Annotated in this window: 15 protein-coding genes; 1 reads left to right on the top strand and 14 read right to left on the bottom strand. The window is 38.7% G+C overall.

Annotated features, from left to right (window positions below; all coding sequences use genetic code 11):
• Positions 1 to 621: 621 nt before the first annotated feature.
• From HT724_RS00175 to HT724_RS00115, 14 genes are all read right to left on the bottom strand, one after another.
• Positions 622 to 852, bottom strand: coding sequence for a bacteriocin immunity protein (locus HT724_RS00175; RefSeq protein WP_173276561.1), 231 nt, complete (start codon positions 850 to 852; stop codon positions 622 to 624).
• 77 nt (positions 853 to 929) lie between these two features.
• The gene (locus HT724_RS00170; protein WP_173276562.1) at positions 930 to 1,109 is read right to left on the bottom strand and encodes a hypothetical protein; all 180 of its coding nucleotides are present in this window, start codon (positions 1,107 to 1,109) and stop codon (positions 930 to 932) included.
• An 80-nt stretch (positions 1,110 to 1,189) separates the two neighbouring features.
• Positions 1,190 to 1,405, bottom strand: coding sequence for a bacteriocin immunity protein (locus HT724_RS10105; RefSeq protein WP_240156702.1), 216 nt, complete (start codon positions 1,403 to 1,405; stop codon positions 1,190 to 1,192).
• A gap of 3 nt (positions 1,406 to 1,408) precedes the next feature.
• Positions 1,409 to 1,564, bottom strand: coding sequence for a smi_0061 family bacteriocin-like peptide (locus HT724_RS00165; protein WP_000357248.1), 156 nt, complete (start codon positions 1,562 to 1,564; stop codon positions 1,409 to 1,411).
• Between the two features lie 213 nt (positions 1,565 to 1,777).
• Positions 1,778 to 1,975, bottom strand: coding sequence for a class IIb bacteriocin, lactobin A/cerein 7B family (locus HT724_RS00160; RefSeq protein WP_000180825.1), 198 nt, complete (start codon positions 1,973 to 1,975; stop codon positions 1,778 to 1,780).
• Positions 1,976 to 2,791: 816 nt separating this feature from the next.
• Positions 2,792 to 3,523 (bottom strand): response regulator transcription factor, encoded by a 732-nt coding sequence (locus HT724_RS00155; protein WP_173276563.1) that lies wholly within the window; start codon positions 3,521 to 3,523, stop codon positions 2,792 to 2,794.
• Entirely contained in the window at positions 3,520 to 4,383 is an 864-nt protein-coding gene (locus HT724_RS10095; protein WP_240156701.1) for a GHKL domain-containing protein, read from the bottom strand. The genes HT724_RS00155 and HT724_RS10095 overlap by 4 nt, the downstream gene beginning before the upstream one ends.
• A gap of 505 nt (positions 4,384 to 4,888) precedes the next feature.
• Positions 4,889 to 5,023 (bottom strand): ComC/BlpC family leader-containing pheromone/bacteriocin, encoded by a 135-nt coding sequence (locus tag HT724_RS00145; protein ID WP_049551059.1) that lies wholly within the window; start codon positions 5,021 to 5,023, stop codon positions 4,889 to 4,891.
• Positions 5,024 to 5,175: 152 nt separating this feature from the next.
• Complete coding sequence (locus tag HT724_RS00140) at positions 5,176 to 6,345, bottom strand: N-acetylmuramoyl-L-alanine amidase family protein (RefSeq protein ID WP_173276565.1); 1,170 nt, start codon at positions 6,343 to 6,345, stop codon at positions 5,176 to 5,178.
• A 112-nt stretch (positions 6,346 to 6,457) separates the two neighbouring features.
• A complete protein-coding gene (locus HT724_RS00135; protein WP_023947430.1) occupies positions 6,458 to 7,309 on the bottom strand; it encodes a C40 family peptidase in 852 nt (283 codons plus the stop codon).
• 171 nt (positions 7,310 to 7,480) lie between these two features.
• Complete coding sequence (locus tag HT724_RS00130) at positions 7,481 to 7,714, bottom strand: acyl carrier protein (protein WP_000136445.1); 234 nt, start codon at positions 7,712 to 7,714, stop codon at positions 7,481 to 7,483.
• Between the two features lie 5 nt (positions 7,715 to 7,719).
• A complete protein-coding gene (gene plsX / locus HT724_RS00125) occupies positions 7,720 to 8,712 on the bottom strand; it encodes a phosphate acyltransferase PlsX (RefSeq protein WP_173276566.1) in 993 nt (330 codons plus the stop codon).
• Entirely contained in the window at positions 8,709 to 9,479 is a 771-nt protein-coding gene (recO, locus tag HT724_RS00120) for a DNA repair protein RecO (RefSeq protein WP_173276567.1), read from the bottom strand. The genes plsX and recO overlap by 4 nt, the downstream gene beginning before the upstream one ends.
• Complete coding sequence (locus tag HT724_RS00115; protein ID WP_173276568.1) at positions 9,476 to 10,645, bottom strand: pyridoxal phosphate-dependent aminotransferase; 1,170 nt, start codon at positions 10,643 to 10,645, stop codon at positions 9,476 to 9,478. The genes recO and HT724_RS00115 overlap by 4 nt, the downstream gene beginning before the upstream one ends.
• Before the next feature lie 148 nt (positions 10,646 to 10,793).
• Between HT724_RS00115 and HT724_RS00110 the strand changes: the two genes are divergently transcribed.
• Complete coding sequence (locus HT724_RS00110) at positions 10,794 to 11,804, top strand: YeiH family protein (protein WP_173276569.1); 1,011 nt, start codon at positions 10,794 to 10,796, stop codon at positions 11,802 to 11,804.
• Positions 11,805 to 11,867 lie beyond the last annotated feature (63 nt).

The raw sequence follows: 11,867 nt of genomic DNA, 5'->3' as shown, positions 1-11,867 counted from the left end.
TTTAAGATAAAAAATAGGTAGAACAAACGTCCTACCTAAAATATATATTCATTTCTTTTTCTTCCTAATTCTTTTGTCAATCATATATAAAACGATAATCGAAAACAGCGGTGGTACAATATAACTCTTTTCACTCATTGTCAGATGAAATCCCAGAGTTGCTAGTATCTTAAAGATGAAAATATTCATCAAAAATACATGTAATACTCAAGGAAAATCAAAAAGCAAACTAGGAAGCTAGCCGCAAGCTGTACTTGAGTACGGTAAGGCGACGCTGACGTGGTTTGAATTTGATTTTCGAAGAGTATAAAACTCCAAATAAACACCTCAACTACACTTTTTTTGGCAAAAAATAGGCAGAACAAACGTCCTACCTACTAAAAATATGCTATTGAAAGGAAAATGATTTTTTACTGACACCCTAGGCAAGCTTGGAACAAATAAATCATTGATAGTAACCTTTACGACATCCTATTTAAAGTTACTTCAATTTTTAATGTCCCTGCTATTTTTAAGCCGCCTCTGGTATGATCTATTCATAGTCAGAATAGATAACACCGTTCTAAATTACGATTCATAGTTACTCCTTTTTTTGATTCGTTACTATAAGACACCTATTCCCTATAGAGCGTCTACTGCTTCAATTTTATCTATTCTTTTTTCTTTACTTCTGTATAAAAGAATGAAGACCATCATAAATAATGCAATCGTGGGTATATTAAAATTATCAAACCAAGTAGGTAAAGATACTTTATTTATGTCAGCTACTAATCTGATGATGATATAAGACATTGAACTAAGTAATACCATGATTTCAGGCCAAACTTTCAGTATTGATTTAACAAATTTCATATTAAACTCCAATGTTATGCATTCTTAGATTCTAGCCTAGCCATTTTAGCGCAGAATAATAAGTCATTCTTAACTGCTCACTCTACTCGCTTTTTATTGACCTTATATCCTAGATAAAAGAGCCCAAATAAAACGGGGTAAATTTCTGGATAAAATAGGGTATTGATTGGATTTCTCAAAATCAAATACGTTGCGATGTAGATTATGAGTGATACGATAAAATACCCTTCAGCAAAGCCTAATAAAAATATTTTCATAAGAAACTCCTAATTACCTGACAAGAATGGCGGAAAAACGCTACCATTCATATGCACAAAATCCTTTTGATTCATGTTCTTCATTTATAGTTTTGATTATTTTTTGACAAATCTTTGCGAAAAATACCAAAATATCCTGCGAAAAGCAAACCAACCAAAGTCCATTGCCAATTAAAGGATACTAACGAATCTGTACGAATCACATGAAGCGCGACATTAAGAGTTATTCCCAACAAAGGAAATATCATGGCTAGTTTAGGTAACAATGTATTGAGATTAAGGTTGCGATTATTCATTATCTAACGCCCACGACGAGCCAAATCTGAACCAAATGTGTAACCAGCCCCAAATGCGCCAAATGCAATAGCACTTAGGCCAAATATAATCGAAATAGGTTCAATTCCTCCTTCAATTACTTGCAAATCTTTCTCATCAACTACTTGAAATTTATCCATTCTTTTCTCCTTTACTTCTATATAATAAAATGAATACCATTAAAAACAATGAAATTGTTGGTATATTAAAATCATCAAACCATGTAGGTAAGGGTAGCTTATTCACATCAGCTACCAACCTGATAATTGTATAAGATATTGAACTAAGTAATACCATAAGCTCAGGCCAAATCTTCAACATTAATTTAACAAATTTCATATATATCTACAAAATTATGGTCGATTAGCATAATATCCTGCAGCTATGCCCGCACCTGCTGAAACTGTAGCAAGCGCAGCTACACCTCCAATTAATTTCCAACCAATAACTACACCACCAATAATAATTGGTGCAATTCCTCCATCTACATTCATCAACTCTTCTTCTGTAAGAGCTACAAAGTTCTGTTCCATTTTGTCAAAATTTGTCATCTTTTTTCTCCTTTATTTCTATTTTTTAGTTTACGATTTCTGGATCTTAAAGCATTTTAAAAACCAGAATAGATAAATTACTGAATTCCTTTTCTTCTCACTTATCTATTTGAGAAGTGATTTAAAATGAACAGGTAAATTTCATTTATTTTAAATACCATTTGATAAACCATGGCAATAAGATTGGTAAATACATCGCGTAGTCTCCTTCCTTTTCGTCTCACTTATTTATTCGAAAAATAATTCGAAAATACACAACGAAATTAAATTTTATTTCAAAAATAATTTAATGTACCATGAATAGAAAATCGGTAGATACATAAACCAGACTCCTTTCCTTTTTCCTCTCACTTATTTATTCGAAAAACAATTCAAAAATGTACAACTAAATTAAATTTATTTAAAAAATAACTCAGTGAACCATGGGTAGAACATTGATATAAACATGAACTAGGCTCCTTTCCTTTTCCTCTTACTTATCTATTCGAAAAAAATTTCGAAAATATACAACTAAATTAAATTTATTTGAAAAATAATTTAGTAAACCATGGATAGAAAATTGGTAGATACATGAATTAGACTCCTTTCCTTTTCCTCTTACTTATCTTATTCGAAAAAAATTTCGAAAATGTACAACTAATTAAATTTATTTGAAAAATAATTTAGTAAACCATGGATAGAAAATTGGTAGATACATAAATTAGGCTCCTTTCTGTTTCCTCTTACTTATCTATTCGAAAAAGAAGTCAAAAAAATAAGAATATCAGAAAATTTTCCGACATTCTTATTGATAAACTCATCCAAGTCTAACAGATATTAGACATTGAGATGTTTTTTAAGTGTTCTTCTGGCTGTTCGTGATACGGGGAAGTGCAAGCCTTCTAACAAGGTCACTTCTGTGGCAGTCATCTCTTCAATTGCCTGTAAACTGACTAAAGTATTGCGATTGGCATAGACAAAGTAATCTTTTTCAGCCTTGGCAACGATATCCTTGAGACTGCCATAAATGGTCTTGATAGAATGATTGGCATAATAAACCTTGATACGGTGGGATTCCACTGAGGTTTCAAAAGCTAAAATCTCATGGTAGGGTAGAGTGAATCCCCGTCTTCCCTCAAAACTATAAGTAAAGAGGCGCATATTTTCCCTCTTGTCCACTGCCAGTACATAGTCCAGACAGCGCTCCAGCTGATGACGGTAATCCTCCTCAGGCTGATCCTTGGAAATAAAATCCAAGGCAGACAAGTGGTAACGAAAAGCTAGAGGCAAGGCCTCCGAGTGCGTGGACACAAAGACAATGCTTGTAAAAGGATCCCGCTCTCGAACCTGTTGGGCAACCTGAAAGCCCCGTTCACGCTCTCCATCAATCTCTAAATCTAATAAATAGAGCTGGTAATGGTCAAAATACTGAGAATACTTTTCAACATCTCCATAGCTTTTGGCAATATCAATTTCCAATCTCAAATTGCGAGAGCGACCAATATCTAGTAAAGTCTGCTCTATCCGTCCTTGCTGGACTCTATCGTCTTCCAAAACTAAAATTCTCATTTCTCTCCCCCTCGTTTCTCATCCTTAAATGGCAATTCTAAATCTTGTCTAAAAGTCGTCTCTCCTAGCTGGGTATCTAAGTTTAAATCATAATGAAAAACCATATCCTCCAAGGTCGCTAAGCCCAGTCCACTGTGATTTCCCTTGGTCGAATACCCCTTTTGACTGAGAATGCTGGGATTTAATTCTTCTTTCTTACGAGTGTTTTCAATGATAAAACGGACACTCCTATCACCTGCCAATAAAACAACCCGAATCTGCGGATTTTCCGCCTCACTGGCTGCTTCTAAAGCATTTGTCGTGAGAATAGAGAGGATACGGATAGCCTCCAACATAGGCAAAGCCAGCTCTTCGACAACCCCCACCGTCTCCAAACTAAAATGAATTCCCTGATTATCTGCCACAATCATGGCTTTTGCCAAGGTATTGCGAATGGCTATGTCATGGATATTATGAAGATTAAAAGCCGTGTAATCCGCCTTCCTCAGCTTTTCATTGGTCTTTAGAAAGACATCTTGATAAATGGTAGAAACCTCAGCCATGTTTTGATTAGCTATGGCAGGCTCCATGCTGGCGACAATTCCCGCAAAATCATGACGGAAACCTCGAACCTCATCATAGAGATGACCTAGCTTGTCCACCATCCCTTGTAAGGAACGATTTTCTTCTTCCTGTCTCTGAATGGTCTGCTCATCACGATAAACCTGCTCCAAATGCTTGATGTAAAAGAGCCAAGAGAAAAAGAGAATGAAAATCAAGAGAGAAATGGTCGTGTCAAAACGAACGTAGAAAGGATTACATCCCCCAGACATGATGGATGAAAACAGTCTGAAACCAAACAATAAGAATAAAATCCACATACTTTTCATCACTAACGATTGAAATTTATCTAAAAATAATATATTGAAATCAATTCCCCATCGTCTTAAAATGACAACAGACAAAAACAACGAAATCAAACTAAATACAGAATTAAATCCACTGTGTAAAAAATCAGATAGTTCAGAGTAGTCAAATATCAATCGTATTATAAATGTCAAAATCAAATATCGAATACTTTGATAAAACACAAATAGATAGAGGGCAAGAAAGAGAGCTTCCTTCTTCTTTTTCTTTAACACAATCAAAAATATTATATAAAAGAATAATAAATTAGCAATATGAGAGAAACTCGGAAAAACGAAGGTAGCAGCTAGATGTAAAACTACCAAAAGAAATATAGAACGTTTGTCATAAAATGATTTAGATAGTTGACCACCCAGATAAATCGGAGGAGCTAGTATATTGATTAAAATCAATATGAAACATAAAAATTCAAGAAATATAATCATAAATCTGTTTAGTTAACACATTTTAATCAAAATACTATCTTGGCTCTGGGCGTAGATGTAGCCAATGGTAAATATCTTCAAAAATCCCTCCACCATTCACTTCCTCCAAAACCTCTGGAGTTAACTCTTCAAATTGTTCTAATTCTACAAATGTATTTTTCATTTCCATGACAGACTCCTTTTCATTATTTCATAGATAACTCTATCCCCTGTTCCATCTACAAAAGGCTTTAGTTTTCTTTTGAAATACAAGAAATCTAAAGCCTCCTGAAAATGGTATATTGGTTAGAGCGTTAACGATTAGTTGTGAAGATGTTATTTTTATTTAACCACAACCACTTTATAATATTCGTTTGAGTGTGGAGATTCAATTTTGATTTTTTCACCATATAAACCATCAATTTCTTTATCAAGATAATCTGAAACTCCTGATGGCAAGCGTTTCATCTTAAGAATTTCACCAGATTGATCCGCATAGGCTAGGAAGTGATAGTGGGTTGTAGCCATACCATCATCAATTAATACAAAGTAACCTGTTTTGAGCTTACCTTGCTCATTTTCTAAATAGTATAGTTTATTGTTATTGATTGTAAAGTGGGTAGCTCCAAGACGAAGTCGTGCACCTGGATTTTCTAAATAGACATCATTACCAACTTTTTTAATCTCTGAATAGGTGGTCATTGCTGGGATATTAACCACACGATGTCCATTTTCATCAAAGTAGTAGCGATTTGGTAAGTTTTGGAAGTTCTGTACAACTGCCTTAGGATCAATTTCTTGTCCTTCTTCTTTATTATCCACTAGAGCTAAGGTAGTATTTGCAACCTCATCCCCATATTTATTAGAAAACTTCTTGAACTCTGGTCTGATATACCAAGCATTTTTTTCAATAATAACATCGTCACCTTTAGCATTTAGCAAATATTCTTGCCCATCTCCAAGTTTGACAATATCATGAATACTGTATCCAGCATCTTTTCTATTTGCTAGATAGCCATCCTTACCAATGACATAACTTTCCCCATCACTGGCTGGAACAGCTCTATCTGCGACCATAGCACCTGATTTTTCAAAGTAAGACCATTTACCATTTGGAGTCGCCCATCCTGTTGCCATAGCGCCACTGTCTTTGAGATAGTACCAAGTAGATCCTTCTTTGTACCAACCTGTACGCATGGCACCACTATTAGCTAGTGAGTACCATGTGTTACCTTCCTTGTACCAGCCTGTGCGCATAGCACCACTATCTGCTAGAGAATACCAAGTATTGCCGTCTTTGAGCCAGCCTGTCTGCATTTTACCAGTGCTGTCAAAGTGATACCATGAGCCAGCATTTTGTACCCATTTATCCTTAGCTAGACTGCCATCTTGTGAAAGATTCCAGTCAGCACCATTTTTAACCCAAGTATCTGCAGCCTGTGCTTGGTTGATAGACAAAAGCAGACCAGCACCTACAAGCAGACCAAGAGTGAGTAGTTTAGATTTTTTCATAGCCATTTCCTCCTTTATTGAATAGCTATAGGAGGGTTTCCCCTCTTTATTTAGCTATATTCTAATACTTTTCATAATCAAAGTCAATAATATTGTGAAAGATTAGACAATATTACCAATATCTACGAATTGTATTTTGAGTAATACCGTATTGATCCATATAAGAAACATATTGACCTGGATACGGAGCATGAACTACCTTTCCACCACCAACATAAATACCTACATGGTCATTTGTCTCTTCACTATTATACAAAATCAAATCTCCAGCTTGTTGAGAACCATTACTTACATAGCTTCCTCCTGTTGCTTGACCATAAGTCACTCTAGGAATACTAATATCAAACTTAGCATGAATAGCCATCGTAAATCCTGAGCAATCTACGCCACTATTCAAATCTGCCCCACCCCAAACATATGGGATTTTCCCTACAAATGTCTCGGCATATTCACCAAGTGCCTGTCCACGATTTTCTACCCATACACCACTGGCTCTAAAGAAGTATGGTGTACCATTTACACGTTGATAACCAGTGACCATAGCACCACTAGCAGATAAGTAGTAATAATTACCATCAGGTTGAATCCAAGTATTTTCTTTCATCCATCCTTGGTCATCAAAATAGTACCACTTGCCATCTAATTGTTCCCAATTTTTAGCATAACCACCTGAACCGTATTTAAACCACCATTTACCATTGGTTTGCATCCATGTTCCTTTCGGATCACGATATTGATTGAAAGCTTTCTTCTCTTGATTTCCCTCTGCTTGGGTTTCTTTATCTTCAAAACCAATCAATTTTACTTGATCAGCTTCTTCAGCTTTTATCTTGCCTTGATTAACTAATTGAGCAATCGCTTCTTTCTCACTTGCTGATGGGGAATCAGCATAGGCTACCGTAGTATTTGCTAGGAGAACGCCTCCTGCAAGAACTAACAAACTAGAATAAAGATATTTTTTCATCGTGAAAATCCTTTCTTTTTTCTCCTTTTTGGAGATTGATTTTTTCTGACTCTATTATATCCCTTATTTCTCCTCAGATTTCTACTGTCCCTAGAAAGACTAAATCTGTTCCTAAACGGTCACTTGAACTAAAGAAAAATTCCAAAGCAAATGCCTTGGAACTTCTTATCTTTATTTTGCTTGAATGATTTTAACCACATCTCCTACACTTTGCAGTTGGTCAATTTCTTCATCACTAATTTCGATATTAAATTCATCTTCCAGCGTCAAGATAAACTCCATCAAGTCAACTGAGTCAGCATCCAAATCATCTTTCAGACTCAAGGATTCTGTCACGACAAAGTCCTCTCCCTGTCGCTCTTGGATAATGGTCACAATACGGTCAAAAATTTCTTTTTCTGTCATCTCTTTTATTCTCCTGAAAATTCACGCGCAGTCTGGGCAACTACGTCTGTTTCTAGCATGGTACGAATCTGGCGAATTGTACTATAAACAGCTTTGGCATCGCTTGAGCCATGAGTCTTGACAACAGGTGCCTTGACACCAAACAAGACCGCTCCACCAACATCTGAGTAGTTGAGCTGTTTTTTCAAACCTCTGAGTCTATCCTTGAGAAGGAGTGCGCCTAGTTTCGCTCGAAGACCACCATCTGTAATAGCGGTCTTGAGCAAGCCCATGATTCCCATGGCTGTCCCTTCGATGGATTTGAGCACAGCGTTTCCCGTGAAACCATCTGCCACAACAACATCTGCAACGCCATTCATCAAATCACGCGCTTCCACGTTTCCGATAAAGTTCAAACTTTCATCAGCTGCTAGTAATTCGTAAGTTTCCTTACGAAGCGGGTCGCCCTTACTACTCTCTGTTCCGTTGTTGAGCAAGCCAACGCGTGGTTGCGCAATTCCACGAACATTTTTAGCATAGAAGGAACCTAGAACCGCATATTGATGGAGGTGCTGGGCTGTATTTTCTGCATTAGCACCGAGGTCTAGCATGTCAAACCCCTTCCCATCTACAGTCGGCAAAGTCGACATAAGCCCTGGTCGATCAATATTCTTGATACGACCCACGATGAAGAATCCTGCTGCCAACAAAGCACCTGTATTCCCAGCTGATAGTACAGCGTCTGCTTCGCCTTCTCTGACAGCCTTGGCCGCCAATACCATACTGGCATTCTTCTTCTTCCGAATAGCTCTCGTAGGTTCATCGTCTGAATCAATCTTCTCATCCGTATGGATAATGCTGACGCGCTCTGTTGCTGTTAAATATTGCTTGATTTTAGCTTCATCTCCGTAGAGTTGAACCTCGATATCTGAAAAGTCAGCTAGAGCTTGATTGACACCCTCAACGATTGCCTGAGGTGCGTAATCTCCCCCCATGGCATCTACTGCGATTTTTTTCATTTCTTTTCCTCTTTTAGTAATTGTCCCCAGTCGGATAGGGAATCAATAAATTTCTTTGATTTTAGGTGAATCCCAACGTACTCTTCGTAGAGTTGATCCATAAATTGGCGTAACTCTTGCTTGATTTCAGACTTGAGCGAAATGGTCTCCAAAGTCTCAAAATCAATGGCTTGAAACTGATTGAGCAGATAAGGGATATTGGGATTGAGATGGCAACGTCTCTCATCTTCCTGATAATGGTCTGAACAGAGGCAGGCTCCATATTTGAAAGAAAAGTCAAAAGCCTGACCGACCCGATGGCAGAAGACACACTCATTAAAATTGAGGCCGATCCCAAATCTGGTCAAGATTTGAATTTCAAAAATATTAGTCAAAACCTGATAATCCAGGCCCTCTTCCATCAACTCCAAGGTCTTTTGCAAAAAAGCAAACAAGGGAGCATCCTGCTGATTGTCCTGCAAACTAGCATCTGCAAGAGCTGCCACGTAGGTCGCATAAGCCATGACAAAAAGATCGCTATTGATCTTGGGAAAAGTCATCACCTCATGATAGTCCTCAATGTAGCTAAGCCCATCATCATTGATTCGCAAGAAAAATCGTGCCAACACCAAGGGCTGAATAACAGGCGCCAGTTTGGACTGACCAGCGTGTTTGACAAAAAACATGCGTTTACCAGCCTGCTCTGTAAAAATCTTGACGAGCTTGTCATCCTCACGAAAGTTGCGATTGTAGAGCACCAAGCCTTGACTCGTGATAGACTGAATCATGCTTCTCTCATATACTCCTCAAGTCGTTTCATGGCTTCTTTGATCGTCTCCATGCTGGCTGCATAAGATAGGCGAACATAGCCTTCCCCATAACGTCCAAAGGCTGCACCAGGGATAAAGGCAACAGCCTTCTTCTGAGCAAAATCCTTCAAAAAAGCAAAGGAGTCTTGATTGTAGCCCGCTGGAATCTTAGCAAAGATATAGAAGGCACCGTCTGGTTTGATAATCTCAAAACCAAGAGCAGTCATTTTCTCGATAATATAATCTCGACGCTGGATGTATTCCTTCTTCATAGGTTCCGCATCATTTTTACCAGCCGTCAAGGCTTCTACCGCAGCATGTTGAGCCATGGTATTTGCGGCAGTCACCAAGTACTGGTGACTCTTAATCAACTGAGCTGTAAAGGCTGCAGGAGCGAAAATCAGACCCAAACGCCAACCTGTCATAGCATGTGATTTAGATAGACCATTGATAATAATAGCCTGATCTCTCAACATGGTTCCCAGAGACACATGGGCTTCGCCTGTGTAGGTCAATTCTGAGTAAACCTCATCACAGACAACGAAAATTTCGTACTTGCGTAAAACAGTTGCCAAAGCTTCCAACTGCTCCCGACTATAGGTAATTCCTGTCGGATTAGCTGGATAGTTAAGAATAACCGCCTTGAGCCTGTCTCCCTGCTCCAAAATGGCCTTCTCCAACATCTCAGGAGTCAAGACAAACCCATTTTCAGTCGTGTCAATCTCGACAATCTCTGCCCCAACTAGATTGACAATCGGTTCATAACCCGGATAGGCAGGAGCTGGCAAGAGCACCTTGTCTCCCTCTTCCAAAATAGCTGTCAAAGTCGCAGATAAAGCCTCTGTCGCCCCAATTGTAACCAAGATTTCATTCTCAGGAGCATAGTCCAGTTGGTACTTTTCCTTAACAAAGTCACTGGCTGCCTGACGTAGAGTCAGCAGGCCACTCATCCCTGTATAGTAGGATTGGTTCTGATCAATCGCTCGCTTGGCCGCCTCCTTGACATGGTCTGGCGTTGTAAAATCAGGTTCCCCCAAGGTCAAACGCAAAACCCCAGGAATGTCAGAAATAGCCTGGTCAAACTGACGAATCAACGAAACTTGAATCTTATCTAACTGTTTATTAAAGCGCTTAGTTAAGTCCATAGATACCTCCTACTGTAAAAACGTATCTCTATTATACTACAAAAGCCCCCCGACCGCAAAAATACATGATAGAATAGCTTTCCACTTTTTATTTGACTTTTCCTGTTTTTATGTCCATAATGGTAATAGATTTTATTTGGAGGTTTTTATGTCATTTCTATCAAAAAATGGAGCAGGTATCTTGGCCTGCCTTCTCATTTCTATCGTATCTTGGTACTTAGGAGGATTCTTCCCTGTGATTGGCGCGCCCGTTTTTGCCATTTTCATAGGCATGCTCCTACATCCCTTTCTCTCGTCCTATAAACAACTGGATGCGGGGTTGACCTTTAGTTCTAAAAAATTGCTCCAATATGCCGTTGTCTTGCTTGGTTTTGGTCTCAATATCTCGCAGGTCTTCGCAGTTGGCCAATCTTCCCTCCCTGTCATCCTGTCCACTATCTCAATAGCTCTGATTATTGCCTACTTCTTCCAGCGCTTCTTTGCACTGGATACAAAACTGGCTACCTTGGTTGGAGTAGGTTCTTCAATCTGTGGTGGTTCTGCCATTGCTGCGACAGCGCCCGTTATTGATGCTAAGGAAAAGGAAGTAGCCCAATCCATTTCCGTTATCTTTTTCTTCAATGTCTTGGCTGCGCTCATCTTTCCAACCCTCGGCACCTGGCTTCATCTATCCAATGAAGGCTTCGCCCTCTTTGCAGGGACTGCGGTCAACGACACTTCCTCTGTAACGGCTGCCGCCAGCGCTTGGGACAGTCTTTACCAAAGCAATACCCTCGAGTCTGCAACCATTGTTAAACTCACACGTACTTTGGCCATTATCCCTATCACGCTCTTTCTATCCTACTGGCAAAGTCGCCAACAAGAAAACAAGCAAAGCCTACAACTGAAAAAAGTCTTCCCACTTTTTATCCTTTACTTTATCCTTGCCTCTCTCCTCACTACACTACTCACCTCTCTAGGTGTGTCCAGTAGTTTCTTTACCCCTCTCAAACAACTCTCTAAATTCCTTATTGTCATGGCCATGAGTGCTATCGGCCTCAAAACAAATCTTGTCACTATGATCAAATCCAGCGGAAAATCCATTGTTCTCGGAGCCATTTGCTGGATTGCCATCATCCTCACCACTCTTGGTATGCAGACCCTTATCGGCATTTTCTAATACTCTTCGAAAATCTCTTCAAACCACGTCAGCGTCGCCTTGCTGTATATATGTTACTGACTT

This window comes from Streptococcus sp. k-402 (assembly GCF_013277515.1).
Lineage (GTDB): Bacteria > Bacillota > Bacilli > Lactobacillales > Streptococcaceae > Streptococcus.
This window is presented reverse-complemented; position numbering and strand designations above follow the sequence as displayed.